Raw genomic sequence first — 17,041 nt, 5'->3', positions numbered from 1 at the left:
CGGCCCGGGCGGCACGCGGACTGCCTGCCGACGGCGCGGCACGAGGTGATCGTGGCCCACACGGTGCCGGGCCGCGGCTGGGTGCGCCGGGCCGGGGTGGCGGACCCGGCGGAGCTGCTGGAGCTGGACTTCGCGGCGCTGGGGGCCGGCAACCACACGGGCTTCGGCACGGCGCACGTCGGCGGCCCGGTGGCCCTGGTGTGCACCAACGGGCGGCGGGACCGCTGCTGCGCACTGCTGGGCCGTCCGCTCGCGGCGGAGCTGGCCGCGGCCGGGCACAGCGAGGTGTGGGAGGTCACCCACCTGGGCGGGCACCGTTTCTCCCCCACCATGCTGGTGCTGCCGTACGGCTACGCGTACGGGCGGCTGACGCCGGAGAGCGCCAAGGAGGTGCTGGCGGCGACGGCGGCCGGGCACATGGTGCCGGAGTGGTCGCGGGGCTGCTCGGGCTGGGAGCGTCCGGGCCAGGCGGCCGAGCACGCGGTGCGGCTGGCCACCGGCGAGACCGGGGTGGACGTGCTGACGCTCACCCAGCGGCCGGACGGCGACGGCCGCTGGCTGGTGACGGTGTTGCACCGGGACGGCCGGTCCTGGGAGGTGGACGTGATCGAGACGGTGAGCGAGCCGGCGCGTCCGGAGAGCTGCGGCAAGGCGGCGGGGACACCCTCGCGGATGGACGTGCTGTCGGTCCGGGGCCGGTGAGAAGCGGCCCCGCGCCCGTGGGGGTGGGCGCGGGACCGCTACCCGCAGGACCGCCGCCGTCCAGGACCCGGCCGCCGAGGGCTCAGCCCGCGGCCTTGGCGACGAACTCCGTGGTGTACGTCTTCGACAGGTCGATCGACCCCTCCTTGCCCTTCACGTCCGGGTGGAACGCGGCGAGCACCGAGAGCACCGTCTTCGGCCCGTCGGCCGGCATCACGCCGTCCGTGGTGAACATCGGCAGCGTCGCCTTGATCGCCGCCGCGTACTGCTCGGCGCCGCCCTGCGCGTAGTCGGCGGGCATCTTCGCGGCGATCTCCTCGGGGCTGTGGGTGGACATCCACGTGAGGGTCTTCACGAAGGCGTTGGCGAGCTTCTGGGTGGTGTCCCTGTTCTTCTCCACCCAGTCGGTGTTCATGTACAGCGACGAGGACGGGTACAGCCCGCCGAGCGCCTCGCGCGAACCTTCGGGGGTGCGCATGTCGTACAGGATCTTGCCGAGGCCCTTGTCCAGGATGGCGGCGACGGTCGGGTCCGTGGTCATCCCGGCGTCGATGCTGCCCTGCTGGAGCGCGGCGATGAAGGTCTGGCCGGCACCGACCGCGATCGGGCTGAACTCGCTGACGGCGGTGCCGTTCTTGACCGCGAGGTACTTGGTGAGGAAGTCGGTCGAGGAGCCGATGCTGGTGACGCCGAGCTTCTTCCCCTTGAAGTCGGCACCGGACCTGACGGCGTCGGCCTGCTTGACGGAGACCACCTCGACCTCGCCGGGCGCCTGGGCGAACTGCACCACGGACTCGACCTTCTTGCCCTTGGCCTGGAGGTCGATGGTGTGGTCGTAGAAGCCGACCGCGCCCTGGACGTCCCCGGCGAGCAGGGCGGTGGTGGCGTTGACGCCGGCGGGCTCGGTCATCAGCTCGACGTTGACACCGGCCTCGGCGAAGTAGCCGAGCCGCTGGGTGAGCATCGCGGGCAGGTAGATGACCTTGTCCAGGCCACCGACCATGATCTTGACCTTGGGCCCGTCGACCTGCTGCCCGGCAGGGGCGGCGACCGCGCCGTGGCCGGCGGTGGCGGCGTCGTTGGCGCAGGCGGAGAGCGGGAGGAGCAGGACGGCGGCGAGGGCGGCGGCAGCGGATCTGCGCATGGGTGGTGCCTCTCTCTTCTTACGGCAGGGGGGAGTCGGCGGCTCTGACGGCGGCGCCGGGGTCAGCGCCCGTCGCCCGCGTCGGCGGGCTTCCAGCGGAACAGCTTCTTCTCGGCGAAGGTCAGCAGCCCCTCGGTGAGCAGTGCGACGACGGCGAGGATGGTCATGGCCGCGTACACGCCGGCCGCGTTGAAGGTGCCCTGGGCGGCCGCGACGAGCAGGCCGAGTCCCTTGGTGGCGCCGATGTACTCGCCGACGATGGCGCCGATCAGCGCGAAGCCGAAGCTGACGTGCAGGCTGGTGAAGATCCAGGTGGTGGCGGCGGGGATGACCACCTGGAGGGTGACCTTGCGGTTGTCGGCGCCCAGGATGCGGGCGTTGGCGACGAGGTTGCGGTCCACCTCGCGGGCGCCCTGGAAGGCGTTGAAGAACACCGGGAAGAACACCAGCACCACCGCGGAGGCGACCTTGGAGGCCGGTCCCAGACCGAACCAGATCAGGAAGATCGGCGCGAGCACGATCCGCGGGATGGCGTTGAGCACCTTGATGTACGGCCCGAACACGTCGGCCAGGAAGCGGATCCGGCCGAGCGCGATGCCCAGCAGCACACCGCCGATGACGCCGATCACCCAGCCGGTGAGGGCCTCGTAGAGGGTGTAGCCGATCTGTTCGCCGAGCGAGCCCTGCGCGGTGCCGTGGGTGATCCACTGCCAGATCTGGTCCCAGATCCTGGACGGCTGGGAGAAGTTGAACGGGTCGATGACGTCCGTACGGGCGCAGACCTCCCACAGCCCGAGGAAGGCGAGCAGCACCGCGACCCGGGCGCCGTAGACACCCAACCTCCGGTTGCGGGCGGCCCGTTCGCGCGCCTCGGTTCTCGTCGTGACGGCCGGGGGCTTCCCGGCGACGCCCGGCGCGGACTCGGGCACGGACGCGGACGTGGTCTCAAGCGGCACGACCCGCTCCTCTCTCCCGGGTGATGCGGACCTCTTCGCCGAGCGAGGCCCAGATCTCGCGGTACAGCTCGACGAACCTCGGTTCCAGCCGGACGGCCTCCACGGTGCGCGGGCGCGGCAGGTCGACGGTGAAGACCTCCTTGACGGTGGCCGGTCCGGCCGTCATGACGACGACCCGGTCGGCGAGCGCGATGGCCTCGTCCAGGTCGTGGGTGACGAACACCACCGACGAGCCGGTCCCCGCCCACAGCTCCAGCAGCTGGTCCGACATCAGGGCCCGGGTCTGCACGTCCAGCGCCGAGAACGGCTCGTCCATCAGCAGGATCGCCGGGTCGTTGACGAAGGTCTGGGCGAGCGCGACGCGCTTGCGCATGCCGCCGGACAGCTGGTGCGGGTAGCGGTCCTCGAAGGCGGCCAGGCCTACCCGGCCGAGCCAGTCCCGGGCCCGCTCCCTGGCCTCGGCGGCGGGCACGCCGCGGAAGCGCGGGCCCGCCATCACGTTGGACAGAACGGTGCGCCACGGGAAGACGGCGTCCTGCTGGAAGACGAACCCGACCTTGGGGTCGATCCCGCGCACGGGCTCGCCGTACACCCGGACCTCGCCCTCGCTGGGCTCCTCCAGACCGCTGACCAGGGTCAGCGTGGTGGACTTGCCGCAGCCGGTGGGGCCGACGACGGCGACGAACTCGCCCTGGGCGACGATCAGATCGAGATCGCGGACCGCGGTGTGCAGCGCCCCGGAGGGGGTGCGGAACCGTTTGGTCGCGCCGGTCAGCTCGATCGCCGGGGTGCTCATGCCCCACCTCGCTTCGCTCGGCCGGTGCTTCGCACGAGTGGCACCTCTCGATGCTTCACTCGCCGTGCTCGCTCACGCATTCGATCCTCCAGGGTCCGTGTGGCTGCCCCGGAAAGGTAGGAGCGGGCCCGGCCCCGGCGGGAGCCTTCTTCGCGTAGTGCGACTTCTGCGCATAGGGGGTGTTCTGCTCGTTTTGCTTCCGCTACAACTGCGGGGACGCGGCTGACAGAAACACCCCGGAAACATAGGGTGTCCCGACCCCACCCGCAGGCGCCCCGACCGCCCCGAGGACGCCCGATCCCCCGCAGCCGTCGAGAGGAGGCCCGGATGAAGCTCTCCCGTCGGCCCCGCCGGGTCTTCGCCCAGCTGCTGCTGAGCCAGACCGTCGTCACCGTCGGTGTCACCGCCGTGACCGCCGGGCTGTTCCTGGCCCCGGTCAGCAGCGAGCTGGACCACGACGCGATGCAGCGGGCGCTGTCGATCGCCCATGCCACCGCCGCCGACGAGAGCATCGCCCGGGCCGCCGCCGACCGCGACGTGGTGGCCGCGCAGCGCAACGCCGAGCAGATCCGGCTGGCCACCGGCGCCAGCTTCGTCGTGGTCACCGACCTGGACGGCATCCGGCTCTCGCACACCGACCCGGGCCGGATCGGCCAGCGGGTCAGCACCGACCCGGAGCCCGCGCTCAGCGGCCGCAGCGTCACCGCCATCCAGGAGGGCACCCTGGGCCGCACCGCCCGCGGCAAGGTGCCGCTGCGGATGGCGGACGGCCGGATCGTCGGCGAGGTCTCGGTCGGCATCAGCGACGACTCGATCCGCCGCCGGCTGCTGAAGATGCTCACCGGCATCCTGCTGTGCGCGGGCGCCGGACTGGCCGCCGGGACGCTCGCCACCCTCCTCATGGCCCGCCGCCTCAAGCGCCGCACCCACAACATCGCGCTGGCCGACATCTCGGCGCTGCTGGTGGAACGGGAGGCGATGCTGCACGGCATCCGCGAGGGCATGGTGGCGCTGGACGAGCGCGGCCGGATCCGGCTGGCCAACGACGAGGCCCTGCGGCTGCTCGGCCTGCCCGAGGACTGCACCGGCCGCCCGATCGGCGCGGTGCTGCCGCCGGGCCGGCTGGCGGACGTGCTCGCCGGGCGGATCGCGGGCGCCGACCTGCCCGCCGTACGGGACGACCGGGTGCTGGTGGTGAACCGGATGGCCACGCCCGAGGGCGGCGCGGTGGTGACCCTGCGGGACCGCACCGAGCTGGAGTCACTGGTCCGCGAACTGGACACCACCCGCAGCCTCACCGAGGCGCTGCGGGCCCAGGACCACGAGCACGCCAACCGGATGCACACCCTGCTGGGCCTGCTGGAGCTGGGCCGTCACGAGCACGCGGTCGCGTTCATCTCGGAGCAGTCCGGCTCGCACGCCGTGGTCGCCGCGCGGATCGCCGAGCAGGTGCAGGACCCGCACGTGGCGGCGCTGCTGGCGGGCAAGACCTCGGTGGCGGGCGAGCGCGGGGTCCGGCTGGCGCTGGCCCCGGCGGCGCACCTGCCCGACGCGGTGGTGGACGCCCGGGCGCTGGTGACGGTGCTCGGCAACCTGATCGACAACGCGGTGGACGCGCTGGCCGCGGGCGGCGGGGGCCGGGTGGAGGTGAGCCTGGCGGCGGCCGGCCCGACCCTGCTGCTGCAGGTCGCGGACAGCGGCCCGGGCGTGCCGGAGGACCTGCGCGAACAGGTCTTCGAAGAGGGGTGGACCAGCAAGGACGCGCCCGCGCACCGTCCGCGCGGGCTGGGGCTGGCGATGGTGCGGCGGCTGGTCGAGCGGACCGGCGGCCGGATCGTGCTCGACACGGGGCCGCTCGGCGGCGCCCGGTTCACCGTCGAGCTGCCCGAGGCCCTGCTCACCACTCAGCTCGCGGAGGCGTGATGATCGACGTACTCGTGGTGGACGACGACTTCCGGGTCGCGGACGTGCACGCCGCGTACGTGGCCAAGGTCCCGGGCTTCCGGGTGACCGGCACCGCGCACTCGGCCGGGGAGGCGCTGGCCGCCCTGGAGCGCCGACCGGTGGACCTGCTGCTGCTCGACCACCATCTGCCCGACGAGACCGGCCTGGCCCTGGTGCGCCGGCTGCGGGAACGCCAGGTGGCCTGCGACGTGATGATGGTGACGGCCGCCCGGGACGTTTCGACGGTGCACGCCGCGATGCAGCACGGCGCGCTCCAGTACCTGGTCAAGCCGTTCACCTTCGCCGGGCTGCGGGAGAAGCTGGTGGCGTACGCACAGCTGCGGCACGCGCTCGCCGCCCCGGCCCGGGAGGCCGGCCAGGACGAGGTGGACCGGCTGTTCGCGACCCTCCGCAGCGCCGCCGCCCCGGCCGGGGCGCTCCCCAAGGGCCACTCCGCGCCCACCACCGACCTGGTGATGGGCGTGTTGCGCCGGGCCGGCCGGCCGCTGTCCGCCCAGGAGGTCGCCGACGCCACCGGGCTGAGCCGCTCCACCGCGCAGCGCTACCTCAAGCAGCTGGAACGGGACAGCCGGCTGCGGCTGACCCTGCGGTACGGCGACACCGGCCGCCCCGAGCACCGCTACGGACTGTCGGCCAGGGCGTAGCCGCGCGCCGCCGGCCAGTGGCCGGACATGGGGGAACCCCGGCGGCCCCAGGCCCGCCGGGGTTCCCCGGGCGCGACGGCTCAGGCCGCGCCCGCACCGGTGAGGGAACGCACCTCCAGCTCGGCGAACCGGTCCGGATCGGTCGGCTCGGCCGAGGTGACCGTCCCGACCCAGCCCGCCAGGAAGCCGAGCGGGATGGAGACGATGCCCGGGTTCTCCAGCGGGAACCAGTGGAAGTCGAGGCCGGGGAAGAGCGCCTCGGCGGAGCCGGACACCACCGGAGAGAAGAACACCAGCACGATCGCCGGGATCAGCCCGCCGTACACCGCCCAGACCGCGCCACGGACGGTGAACCGCGACCAGAACAGGCTGTACAGCAGCACCGGCAGGTTGGAGGAGGCGGCGACGGCGAAGGCCAGGCCGACCAGGAAGGCGACGTTCAGGTGCTGGGCGAAGAGGCTGATCACGATCGCCGTCGCCCCGATCCCGGCGGCGGCGATCCGGGCGACCACCACCTCCTGCTGCTCGCTGACCTCGGACGTCGACTCCTCCGACCGGGAGGCCGGGACGGCCTCGCCCCGACGGCGCCGACCGCGGCCCTGCTTCGTCTGCACCTGCCCCGGCCGGGCGCGCCAGGCGCCGGCCCAGATGTCGTGGGCGAAGGCCGCCGAGGAGGCCAGGGTCAGCCCGGCGACCACGGCGAGGATGGTCGCGAAGGCGATCGCCGAGATCAGTGCGAACAGCACCACCCCGCCGGTGCTGCCGTTGCCGCCGCCGAGCATCAGGGCGAGCAGCGGAACGGCGGTGTTCCCGGCCGAGTTGGCGTGCCGCACCTCGGCCGAGCCGATCAGCGCGGTGGCGCCGAGGCCGAGCACGATGGCCATCAGGTAGAAGCTGCCGACCAGGCCGATCGCCCACATCGTGGAGCGGCGGGCGGCCCGCGCGGTGGGCACGGTGTAGAAGCGGGACAGGATGTGCGGCAGGCCCGCGGTGCCGAGCACCAGGCCGAGGCCGAGGCTGACGAAGTCCAGCCGGCTGGTGATGCTGCCGCCGTACTTGAGCCCGGGCTCCAGGTAGCGGTGCCCGGCGCCGCTGTGCTGGGCGGCCTGGCGCATCAGCTCGCCGAGGTCCCCGTGGAAGCGGACCACCAGCAGCACGGTGAGCAGCACCGAACCGCCGGTCAGCAGGAAGGCCTTGATGATCTGGATCCAGGTGGTGGCCCGCATCCCGCCGATGGTGACGTAGACGATCATCAGGGCGCCGACCGCGATGATGGTCCAGGTGCGGGCGTGCGGGCTGCCGGTGCCGAGCAGCAGGGCGACCAGCGAACCGGCGCCGACCATCTGGGCGACCAGGTAGAGCAGGGTGACCACGACGCTGGCGCCGCCGGCCGCGGCGCGCACCTTGCGGCGGCGCAGCCGCAGCGCGAGCACGTCGGCGAGGGTGTACCGGCCGGCGTTGCGGACGAGTTCGGCGACCAGCATCAGCACCACCAGCCAGGCGACCAGGAAGCCGATGCTGTAGAGCACGCCGTCGTATCCGTACAGCGCGATCAGCCCGGCGACACCCAGGAAGGAGGCGGCGGAGAGGTAGTCACCGGAGAGCGCGAAGCCGTTCTGCAGCGGGGTGAAGTCGCGGCCGCCGGCGAAGAAGTCCTCGGCGGCGTTGCCCTGGCGGCCGACCCAGAGGGTGACCCCGAGGGTGACCAGGACGACGACGGCGAACAGCGCGATGGCGAGCGAGTGGTGGTCGCCGGCGGGGGCGACGGGCGGCGGGGTGGCGGTCGTCCCCACGGTCTGCACCGCGGCCTTCGCCACGTCGGTGGGCAGGGTGAGCATCAAGGTTGTCATCGCAGTTGGTCCTGGGTGTCCCAGCGCAGACCCAGGGCGGCGCGGTCGCGCTTGGTCCGGGAGTTGCGGGCGTAGAGCCAGGTGAGCAGGAAGGTCGAGGCGAACTGCAGCAGCCCCAGCAGCCAGGCCACGTTGAGCGGACCGGCCACCGTCCTGCGCATCAGGTCGGGGGCACCGGCCTGGGCGGCGACGAACAGCAGGTACCAGGCGAGGAAGGCGCCGGTGATCGGGAAGACGAATGTCCGGTAGCTGCGGCGGATCTGACGGAACGTCGCGCTCGCCTGGACCGCCCGGTAGACCTCGGTGCGGTCGGCGACCGGCTCCTCGTCCAGTGGCGCGCCTGGTGCGGCCGGGGCCTCGGGGTCGGCTGGGGTGGTCTGGGCGAACGGCTCGACGGCGGCCCCGTGGACCGGTTCGCCGACGGCCACTGGCCCGACGACGGCCTCTGTCGGCCGGTCCGTACGGGCGTGGTCCGTACGGACGGGGCCCGACTGCGCCGGTACCGCCGTTCGGCGGTGCGCAGCCGATGGCTCGGCGGACTCAACGGGGATGCCGGCGGCCGGAGCGGCCCACCAGTCGAATTGCTGTCCCGGACCGGGACTGCTCGTCTGCTGCTGTGGCACTGCTGCTCCTGGACGGCCGGATGTTCTGACCCGAACCATGATGGCGGCCCCAGGACAGCCCCCCTGACCATCGCAGATACGTTCACTCGATGAGGTGATCGATCATCCGACAGACACTCATCGGACTACTGCTGCGTCCCAGTGATTCCGTATCGGAAGGCGTACGCGACCGCCTGCGCCCGGTCCCGCACCGCGGTCTTGGCGAACAGATTGTTGATGTGGGTCTTCACGGTGGCCTGGCTGACGAACAGCCGCTGGGCGATCTCGGCGTTGGACAGCCCCTCGGCGATCAGCGCCAGCACCTCGGCCTCCCGGGCGGTCAGCCCGTCGGGCAGCTCCCCCGGCCGGGCGGCGGGCCGATCGGCGGCCGGTCCAGAGCGGCCGTTCTGCTCCGAAAGCCTTTCCAGCAAGCGGAGTTGGACCTGCGGGGAGAGCCCGGCGGCGCCCGAGCGGACGTCCGCGACGGCCCTGGCGATCTCCTCGGCGCCGGCGTCCTTGGTGAGGTAGCCGCGCGCGCCGGCCTGGAGCGCCGGGAACAGCGAGTCGTCGTCGGCGTAGGTGGTGAGCACCACGACCTCGGTCTCCGGGTGCGCCGCACGGATCCGCCTGGTCGCCTCGACGCCGTCGCAACGCGGCATCCGCAGATCCATCAGCACCACGTCCGGGTGATGACGCTCCACCAGGGCGACGGCCTCCTCCCCGTCCCCCGCCGCACCGACCACCTCGATGCCGGGCAGCAGCCCCAGCAGCATCACGATGCCCTCGCGCACCACCGTCTGGTCGTCCGCGACCAGCACCCTGGTCACCTCCGGACCGCTCATGCGCCCACCTCGCTGCGCTCGAAAGCCGCTTCGCGAAACGCACACCCTCCGATGATGACCTCGCCGCGCTCACTCATGCCGGCACCCGCAGCAGCACGCGCCACCCTCCGTCCTCCGGGCCCGCCACCAGCGTGCCGCCGAGCAGTTCCGCACGTTCGCGCATTCCCAGCAGACCGTACCCGCTGCCGCTGGCGGCCAGTGCCCCCGGCGCCAGCTCACCTGCGGATCGGCCGCGCGGCGGCCGGGTGTTGCGCACCTCCAGCTCCACCGCTCCGTCCAGGTAACGCAGCTCGACGGAGCAGCGGGCGCCGGCCGCGTGCTTGCGGACGTTGGTCACCGCCTCCTGCGCGGTGCGCCGTACCGCGAGGGCGGCCTCGGCGGCGAGCGGCCGGGGTGTTCCGACGACGGTGAGGGCGGCCCGCTCCCGCCCGGTCAGCTCGACCAGGAACTCCCCGACCGGGGTGAGCTCCCCGCGCAGCGCGGACAGCGCCTGCCGGGTCTCGGCCAGCCCGTCCTGCGCCATCCGCCGAGCGGCGACGACCCGTTCACGGATCTGCTCGCGGTCCGTCCCTGCGTCCAGCATCAGCCGGGCCGCCTCCAGGTGGACGAGCTGCGCGGAGAGGCTGTGGGCGAGCACGTCGTGGATCTCCCGGGCGATCCTGGCCCGTTCGGCGAGCGCGGCGCTCTCCGCCTCGGCGGCCCGGGCCGCCCGTTCCTGGGCGAGCAGCCGGCGGGAGGTGGCGCGTGCCTCGACGTCCAGCCGCAGCAGGTAGCCGAGCAGGGTGATCCCGCCGACGGTGGCCGCGATGCTGAGCCAGCTCGACGTGGTGACCGCCGCGTACGAGGCCAGCGCGGCCGCCGCCGTGATCAGCCCGGGCGCGAGCGGCATCCGGACCAGGGCCATCACCGCCAGGCCGTACCAGAGCACGTCGGCGAGCAGGGTCGCCTGGCCCGTGTCGGCCAGCCAGGCGGCGCCGAGCACCGCGCAGGCCAGCAGGTACGCGGGCAGCGGGCGCTGCTCCCGGGTGGCGCGCAGAAAGGCCGCGCAGAGCCCGACGGCGGCGGCCAGTCCGGCCGCGGCGGCCACCGCCGCCCAGCCGGCGAACCTGCCGGCGGCGAGGGTCCCCCAGACGACGGTGACCAGCAGCACGGTCCGGCCGAGCAGGGTGAGGACCCGCCGCGGCCGGCTCTCGGCCTCGCGGTCCATCCCCTCGCGGGACGGCCAGCGGGTCCAGTACCACCCGGCCACGGGTGCCTCCTCGGTGCTCACAGCGGTGGGTCAGGGCGGTGGGTCGGGGCGGTACGGCGGCGGATCCGTGCAGGTCAGTGCAGTACGGCGGTGGGCGGCGCGGGCTCCAGCCTCCCGGCCCTCCAGTTCACCACGAGCGAGCGGACCAGCAGCAGGACCGCCATGCCGAGCATCAGGGAGCTGCCGGACTGGTGGACGTGCAGCGCCGTGCCGATCCCGTACAGGCCGAGCCGGACGGCGATCATCCCGATCCAGGCGGCCACCGTGGCCTTGGTCCCCCTGGCCATGACCGAGCCGTCCGGGGACCGCCAGAGCCGTACCGTCCAGCCCCAGACCGAGCCCATCCCGAGCACCGCGACCAGCCCGGCGGCCAGCAGGACCGTCGACAGCACGGTGTGCTGACGGTCGATGATCTGCGGGTCCCGCAGCGCGAGCGCGCCCAGGACCAGCGGCAGCAGCCAGAAGCGGCGCTCGGTGTCCAGGCGCTGGGCCCGCATCTGGCGCTGGACCACCAGGACCACCACAACGGCGATCACGAGCAGGTTGGCGAGGGCGGTCATCGGACTTCTCCGTCCCGACGAGAGGCGTGTTGCTGACCTCTCCGACGCTACGGACGCACCGCTTCCCGCTGATCGGAGCCGGGGTGGACCTCGGGTGGAACGGAAACGCCGCGTCCTCCACCCGTGGGTGGAGGACGCGGCGAACGGGAGTGCGTCAGGCGTCGATGCGCGAGCGGTCCAGGGTGGCCGCCGAGTCGACGATGAACTCCTTGCGCGGGGCGACGTCGTTGCCCATCAGCAGGTCGAAGATCTTCTCGGCCTGCTCCAGGTCGCCCAGGTTGATCCGGCGCAGCGTGCGGTGGCGCGGGTCCATGGTGGTCTCGGCCAGCTGGTCGGCGTCCATCTCGCCCAGACCCTTGTAGCGCTGCACCGGCTCCTTCCAGCGCATGTTCTTGCGCTGGAACTCCAGCAGGGTGGAGCGCAGTTCGGCGTCGGAGTAGGTGTAGTGGTACTTCTCCTGGCCGCGCTTGGGGTTGGTGAGCTCGATCCGGTGCAGCGGCGGCACGGCGGCGAAGACCCGGCCCTGCTCGACCATCGGCCGCATGTAGCGGTGGAAGAGGGTGAGCAGCAGGGTGCGGATGTGCGAGCCGTCGACGTCGGCGTCGGCCATGAAGATGACCCGGCCGTAGCGGGCCTGGTCGATGTCGAAGGTGCGGCCGGAGCCGGCCCCTATCACCTGGATGATCGCGGCGCACTCGGCGTTCTTGAGCATGTCGCTCACCGAGGCCTTCTGCACGTTCAGGATCTTGCCGCGGATCGGCAGCAGTGCCTGGAACTCGGAGTTGCGGGCGAGCTTGGCGGTGCCGAGCGCGGAGTCGCCCTCGACGATGAACAGTTCGCTGCGGTCGACGTCGTCACTGCGGCAGTCGGCCAGCTTGGCGGGCAGCGAGCTGGTCTCCAGCGCGGTCTTGCGGCGCTGGGCCTCCTTGTGCTGCCGGGCGGCGACCCGGGTGCGGGCGGCCGCGACGACCTTCTCCAACACGGCCCGGGCCTGGAGCTTCTGGTCCTTCTTGGCCGAGGTGAGGAAGGCCTTGAGCTCCTTCGCGACGACGGCGGCGACGATCCGGTTGGCCGCCGAGGTGCCGAGCACCTCCTTGGTCTGACCCTCGAACTGCGGCTCGGCGAGCCGGACGGTGACCACCGCGGTGAGGCCCTCGGTGGCGTCGTCCTTGGTGATGTCGTCCTCGGCGACGCGCAGCAGCTTGCTCGCCCGCAGCGCCTCGTTGACCGTCTTGGCCAGCGAGCGCTCGAAGCCGGTGACGTGGGTGCCTCCCTTGGGGGTGGCGATGATGTTGACGAAGGAGCGCAGGGTGGTGTCGTAGCCGGTGCCCCAGCGCAGCGCGATGTCCACGCCGAGGTGGCGGGTGACCTCGGTGGGGGTCATGTGGCCGAGGTCGTCCAGGACCGGCACGGTCTCCTTGAAGGTGCCCTCGCCATGCAGCCGCAGCACGTCGCAGACCGGCTTGTCGGGGGCCAGGAACTCGCAGAACTCGGCGATGCCGCCGTCGTAGTGGAAGACCGACTCCTCGACCTGCTCGCTCTCGGTGAGACGCTCGTCACGCACCACGATGGTCAGGCCGGGGACCAGGAAGGCGGTCTGCCGGGCGCGGCTGTGCAGCGTCTCCAGGGAGAGCTTGGCGTCCTTGAGGAAGATCTGCCGGTCGGCCCAGTAGCGGATGCGGGTGCCGGTGCGGGTCTTCGGCACCTTGCGGGCCCTGGTCAGGCCGTTGCCCGGCTCGAAGGGCGCGTCCGGGCTGGTCTCGGTGAAGATGCCGGGGGTGCCGCGGCGGAAACTGATCGCGTGGGTGTGCCCGCCGCGGTCGACCTCGACGTCGAGGCGGGCGGAGAGCGCGTTGACGACCGAGGCGCCGACGCCGTGCAGACCGCCGGAGGCCGCGTAGGAGCCGCCGCCGAACTTGCCGCCCGCGTGCAGCTTGGTCATCACGACCTCGACGCCGGACAGCCCGGTCTTGGGCTCGACGTCGACCGGGATGCCGCGCCCGTTGTCCCGGACCTCGACCGAGGAGTCGGGGTGCAGCAGGACCTCGATGCGGTCGCAGTAACCGCCCAGCGCCTCGTCGACGGAGTTGTCGATGATCTCCCAGAGGCAGTGCATCAGACCGCGGCTGTCGGTCGAGCCGATGTACATGCCGGGGCGCTTGCGGACCGCCTCCAGGCCCTCCAGGACGAGCAGGTGCCGCGCGGTGTAGTTGGAACCGTCGTCGCCGGCCAGCAGCGCGGACGGCACGGTCGTTTCGGCACTCACGCGGCACTCTCCTCGGTGAAGTTCTGTCTCATCGGTCACATCCGGACGCATCCGGACCAAACGCCAGTGCAGCACGCCGCACCGACATCCGTCGCCCTGCGTGCCCGAGCACCTGCGCGGGGTGCACAGCACGACGGGCCGGCCCCGCGCAGCTTGTACGCGCTGCGCGAACAAGCACCGCACGCGGGTACGGGCCCGGGGGCGCCATCTCCTCCCGGTACCACCGGTCCTGGCGGATCGTGGGGCCCGGCACAGGCTCCGGAACTGCCGTTATGCAGGCTACCGGGGCCCGGGACGGGGCTTATGCTCCAACCCGGCAGAGGATTATGCTACGCGGACCTCGCACCCGATCCCGATCGGGCGTTCGAGCGATGGGCGGATCCCGGGATTCGGCACGCATGAACCACCGACGCCCGGGGCACGTCCTCATCAACACAGCAGAATCCTCAGAGAAGAAAAGCCACGAGCGGGAACGTTTTCGGCCTGGTTGGATGTTGACCCTGGTACGACAGCTCGTCGAGCTAGAGAAGAGGCGACGTGACTACTGTTCTGACCCCTGCGAGCCCGCTCACCGCGGCTGACCGCTGCGACCGCTGCGGCGCCCAGGCCTACCTGCGCGTCGTACTCGCCAGCGGCGGAGAGCTGCTCTTCTGCGCCCACCACGGCCGGAAGTTCGAGCCCGAGCTCAAGAAGATCGCCGTGGAGATACAGGACGAGAGCGGCCGTCTCACCACGACTACGGCCACGGCCGCCGACGACGAGCGCTGATCCCGGGCGCCAAAACCAGCAGTCGGCGTCGAGCTGTGTCCGGCCGTGCACCGTGCGCGACCGGTGAGCCGGGCGACCGACCCCTTCGGGGTCCGGTCGCCCGGCTCTGCTGTACCCCCGGTCACCCTCTCGGCCCGGGCCCGGCCGACGCGTCCGACGCGACGTCAGAACCCGGTGTCAGAACCCGGCGTCAGAACGTGACCAGCTGCTCACCCACCGCGATGTCCGAAGCGCCGGGCACACCGCGTCCGCCGGCGTTCACAGCACCGAGCGCACCGCGTCCGCGACCGAGGACACCCTGGTGTAGACCCCGGGGTGGGCCCCGTCGGCACAGCCCGTCCCCCAGGACACCAGACCGACCAGCCGGCCCCCGACGGTCATCGGGCCGCCGCTGTCGCCCTGGCAGGCGTCCTTGCCGCCCCTCTCCTCGCCCGCGCAGACCATGCCCCGGGCGTCGAACTTGCCGTCCCGCCCGCCCGGATAGGCCTGCGCACAGGTCCGGTCCGGCACGATCGGTACGGCCACCCCGCGCAGCGCGGGCGAGTAGTCGCCCCGCCCGGTGGTGTCGCCCCAGCCGAACACCTGCGTCGTGGTCCCGGCCGCGTACGGCGCGGTCTCGCCCTGGCCGACCAGCTCGACCACCGGCCGGGTGCCCTGGGACTCGGCGAGGGTGAGCACCGCGACGTCGTTCATGTTGGCGGCGAAGGAGTAGTCGGGGTGGATCCAGACCGACCGCACCGCCACCTCGCGCCCGGCCGTGCCGCGCATGTCGTCCCGGCCGACGATCACCCTGAGACCCGGCCGGTCCACCCGGCCCTTGGCCTCGTCGTAGAAGCAGTGCGCGGCCGTCACCACCTTGGTCGGGGTGACCAGCGCACCGCCGCAGAACTGGCCTGAACGGGCGCCGCCGAACTGCTGGCGACTGGACAGCGCCACGATCCACGGGTGGTCCGCGGTGCTCACCGCGGTGCCGCCGACCACCCGGCGCTGCGCCTCGGCCGGCGCCGCGGTGCCGAGGGCGACCAGTGGGACGGGCACGGCGGCGAGCAGTGCCAGCACGGCGGCCCTGCGGCGGCGGCCCACCCGGACGGCGGCCGGATCGGCCGGGTCGGCGAGGTCTGCCGGGAACGGGGCGGTCGTCGGCAGGTCAGTGCGGTCCGGCTCGGTCGGCACCGTGACTCCAGGAGGCTCGGAAGCAGGCAACCGGCACAGCGTAGGTGACCGGCTACACGATGCGACCGCTTCCCGCCGCGCCGCCACCCGGACGAGGGACAACCACCACCCGGACGCTGACGCGCCCGGGCCCGGACAGCCACGAAGGCCCGGAGCCGTGCGGCTCCGGGCCTTCGCGTGGAACGACTGCCGTCGATCAGTCCAGGTAGTCGCGCAGCACCTGGGAGCGCGACGGGTGGCGCAGCTTCGACATGGTCTTCGACTCGATCTGGCGGATGCGCTCACGGGTGACCCCGTACACCTTGCCGATCTCGTCCAGCGTCTTCGGCTGGCCGTCGGTCAGGCCGAAACGCATCGAGACCACGCCCGCCTCGCGCTCGGACAGGGTGTCCAGAACCGAGTGGAGCTGCTCCTGGAGCAGGGTGAAGGAGACCGCGTCGGCCGGGACGACCGCCTCGGAGTCCTCGATGAGGTCACCGAACTCGCTGTCGCCGTCCTCGCCCAGCGGGGTGTGCAGCGAGATCGGCTCGCGGCCGTACTTCTGGACCTCGATGACCTTCTCGGGGGTCATGTCGAGTTCCTTGGCCAGCTCCTCCGGGGTGGGCTCGCGGCCCAGGTCCTGGAGCATCTGGCGCTGGACGCGGGCCAGCTTGTTGATGACCTCGACCATGTGCACCGGGATGCGGATGGTGCGGGCCTGGTCGGCCATGGCGCGGGTGATCGCCTGACGGATCCACCAGGTGGCGTAGGTCGAGAACTTGTAGCCCTTGGTGTAGTCGAACTTCTCGACCGCACGGATCAGACCGAGGTTGCCCTCCTGGATCAGGTCCAGGAAGAGCATGCCGCGACCGGTGTAGCGCTTGGCCAGCGAGACCACCAGACGGAGGTTGGCCTCCAGCAGGTGGTTCTTGGCCCGGCGGCCGTCCTCGGCGATGATCTCCAGCTCGCGCTTGAGCTTCGGGGCGAGCTTGTCGGCGGCCGAGAGCTTGTCCTCGGCGAACAGGCCGGCCTCGATGCGCTTGGCGAGCTCGACCTCCTGCTCGGCGTTGAGCAGCGGGACCTTGCCGATCTGCTTCAGGTAGTCCTTGACCGGGTCGGCGGTGGCACCGGCGACGGCGACCTGCTGGGCCGGCGCGTCGTCCTCGTCGTCGTCGGAGAGGACGAAGCCCTCCGACTCCTCCTCCGGGCCGGTGCCCTCGGCCTCGGCCTTGTCGCCGGGCAGCGCGACGTCCTCGAGCAGCTCCTCCTCGCCGAGCAGCTCCTCGTCGCCCTTGGCGGTCTTGCCTGCGGCGGTCTTCTTGGCGGCGGCCTTCTTGGCCGGCGCTGCGGTCTTCTTGGCCGCGGCCTTCTTGGCCGGGGCAGCCTTCTTCGCGGGAGCCGCCTTCACCTCGGAGAGGACGGTGGTCGCCTCCGAGGAGGTGATCTCGGCGGAGACGGTGGGGGCCGGGGCCGCAGCGGCCGCGACGGCCGGGGCCGCGACGGGGGCGCCGGGGGCGATCCGCACCGGCGGCTTGGTCGGGGCCG

Annotated in this window: 15 protein-coding genes; 4 read left to right on the top strand and 11 right to left on the bottom strand. The window is 72.4% G+C overall.

Annotation, left to right across the window (positions count from 1 at the left end):
• Window positions 1-702: sucrase ferredoxin (locus KS423_RS17515; RefSeq protein WP_224280358.1), on the top strand; the 702-nt coding region annotated here is incomplete at its 5' end.
• Window positions 703-784: 82 nt separating this feature from the next.
• Here KS423_RS17515 and KS423_RS17510 read toward each other — a convergent pair.
• From KS423_RS17510 to KS423_RS17500, 3 genes are all read right to left on the bottom strand, one after another.
• Window positions 785-1,846, bottom strand: coding sequence for an ABC transporter substrate-binding protein (locus tag KS423_RS17510; protein WP_224280357.1), 1,062 nt, complete (start codon window positions 1,844-1,846; stop codon window positions 785-787).
• 62 nt (window positions 1,847-1,908) lie between these two features.
• Complete coding sequence (locus KS423_RS17505; RefSeq protein WP_224280364.1) at window positions 1,909-2,775, bottom strand: ABC transporter permease; 867 nt, start codon at window positions 2,773-2,775, stop codon at window positions 1,909-1,911.
• Window positions 2,776-2,791: 16 nt separating this feature from the next.
• Entirely contained in the window at window positions 2,792-3,598 is an 807-nt protein-coding gene (locus KS423_RS17500; RefSeq protein WP_224280355.1) for an ABC transporter ATP-binding protein, read from the bottom strand.
• A 327-nt stretch (window positions 3,599-3,925) separates the two neighbouring features.
• Between KS423_RS17500 and KS423_RS17495 the strand changes: the two genes are divergently transcribed.
• Both KS423_RS17495 and KS423_RS17490 read left to right on the top strand, forming a co-directional pair.
• Complete coding sequence (locus KS423_RS17495) at window positions 3,926-5,521, top strand: sensor histidine kinase (RefSeq protein ID WP_224280353.1); 1,596 nt, start codon at window positions 3,926-3,928, stop codon at window positions 5,519-5,521.
• Window positions 5,521-6,207, top strand: coding sequence for a response regulator (locus tag KS423_RS17490; RefSeq protein WP_224280351.1), 687 nt, complete (start codon window positions 5,521-5,523; stop codon window positions 6,205-6,207). Before KS423_RS17495 ends, KS423_RS17490 begins: the two co-directional genes overlap by 1 nt.
• 80 nt (window positions 6,208-6,287) lie before the next feature.
• On the opposite strand, the gene KS423_RS17485 is transcribed toward KS423_RS17490, so the two are convergent.
• From KS423_RS17485 to KS423_RS17460, 6 genes are all read right to left on the bottom strand, one after another.
• The gene (locus KS423_RS17485; protein WP_224280343.1) at window positions 6,288-8,057 is read right to left on the bottom strand and encodes a cation acetate symporter; all 1,770 of its coding nucleotides are present in this window, start codon (window positions 8,055-8,057) and stop codon (window positions 6,288-6,290) included.
• A complete protein-coding gene (locus KS423_RS17480) occupies window positions 8,054-8,485 on the bottom strand; it encodes a DUF485 domain-containing protein (RefSeq protein ID WP_224280342.1) in 432 nt (143 codons plus the stop codon). The genes KS423_RS17485 and KS423_RS17480 overlap by 4 nt, the downstream gene beginning before the upstream one ends.
• Before the next feature lie 320 nt (window positions 8,486-8,805).
• Window positions 8,806-9,501: a response regulator transcription factor gene (locus KS423_RS17475; protein WP_224280340.1), complete on the bottom strand. Its 696-nt coding sequence runs from the start codon at window positions 9,499-9,501 to the stop codon at window positions 8,806-8,808.
• A 73-nt stretch (window positions 9,502-9,574) separates the two neighbouring features.
• Window positions 9,575-10,708 (bottom strand): sensor histidine kinase, encoded by a 1,134-nt coding sequence (locus tag KS423_RS17470; protein ID WP_224280362.1) that lies wholly within the window; start codon window positions 10,706-10,708, stop codon window positions 9,575-9,577.
• 116 nt (window positions 10,709-10,824) lie between these two features.
• The gene (locus KS423_RS17465; protein ID WP_224280338.1) at window positions 10,825-11,310 is read right to left on the bottom strand and encodes a CcdC protein domain-containing protein; all 486 of its coding nucleotides are present in this window, start codon (window positions 11,308-11,310) and stop codon (window positions 10,825-10,827) included.
• A 154-nt stretch (window positions 11,311-11,464) separates the two neighbouring features.
• A complete protein-coding gene (locus KS423_RS17460; protein WP_224280336.1) occupies window positions 11,465-13,576 on the bottom strand; it encodes a type IIA DNA topoisomerase subunit B in 2,112 nt (703 codons plus the stop codon).
• A gap of 537 nt (window positions 13,577-14,113) precedes the next feature.
• Here KS423_RS17460 and KS423_RS17455 point away from each other — a divergent pair.
• Window positions 14,114-14,344, top strand: coding sequence for a hypothetical protein (locus KS423_RS17455; protein WP_224280335.1), 231 nt, complete (start codon window positions 14,114-14,116; stop codon window positions 14,342-14,344).
• Window positions 14,345-14,602: 258 nt separating this feature from the next.
• On the opposite strand, the gene KS423_RS17450 is transcribed toward KS423_RS17455, so the two are convergent.
• Window positions 14,603-15,427 (bottom strand): trypsin-like serine protease, encoded by an 825-nt coding sequence (locus KS423_RS17450; protein WP_374119970.1) that lies wholly within the window; start codon window positions 15,425-15,427, stop codon window positions 14,603-14,605.
• A gap of 286 nt (window positions 15,428-15,713) precedes the next feature.
• The coding region (locus KS423_RS17445) for an RNA polymerase sigma factor (RefSeq protein ID WP_263454953.1) at window positions 15,714-17,041 on the bottom strand (1,328 nt) is incomplete at its 5' end.

The organism is Streptomyces sp. LS1784, assembly GCF_020103755.1.
GTDB lineage: Bacteria > Actinomycetota > Actinomycetes > Streptomycetales > Streptomycetaceae > Kitasatospora.
This window is presented reverse-complemented; position numbering and strand designations above follow the sequence as displayed.

Coding starts and splice junctions, on each gene's coding strand:
- KS423_RS17510 (WP_224280357.1), bottom strand. CDS start 1,846: ATGCGCAGATCCGCTGCCGCCGCCCTCGCCGCCGTCCTGCTCCTCCCG.
- KS423_RS17500 (WP_224280355.1), bottom strand. CDS start 3,598: ATGAGCACCCCGGCGATCGAGCTGACCGGCGCGACCAAACGGTTCCGC.
- KS423_RS17495 (WP_224280353.1), top strand. CDS start 3,926: ATGAAGCTCTCCCGTCGGCCCCGCCGGGTCTTCGCCCAGCTGCTGCTG.
- KS423_RS17490 (WP_224280351.1), top strand. CDS start 5,521: ATGATCGACGTACTCGTGGTGGACGACGACTTCCGGGTCGCGGACGTG.
- KS423_RS17485 (WP_224280343.1), bottom strand. CDS start 8,057: ATGACAACCTTGATGCTCACCCTGCCCACCGACGTGGCGAAGGCCGCG.
- KS423_RS17475 (WP_224280340.1), bottom strand. CDS start 9,501: ATGAGCGGTCCGGAGGTGACCAGGGTGCTGGTCGCGGACGACCAGACG.
- KS423_RS17470 (WP_224280362.1), bottom strand. CDS start 10,708: ATGGACCGCGAGGCCGAGAGCCGGCCGCGGCGGGTCCTCACCCTGCTC.
- KS423_RS17465 (WP_224280338.1), bottom strand. CDS start 11,310: ATGACCGCCCTCGCCAACCTGCTCGTGATCGCCGTTGTGGTGGTCCTG.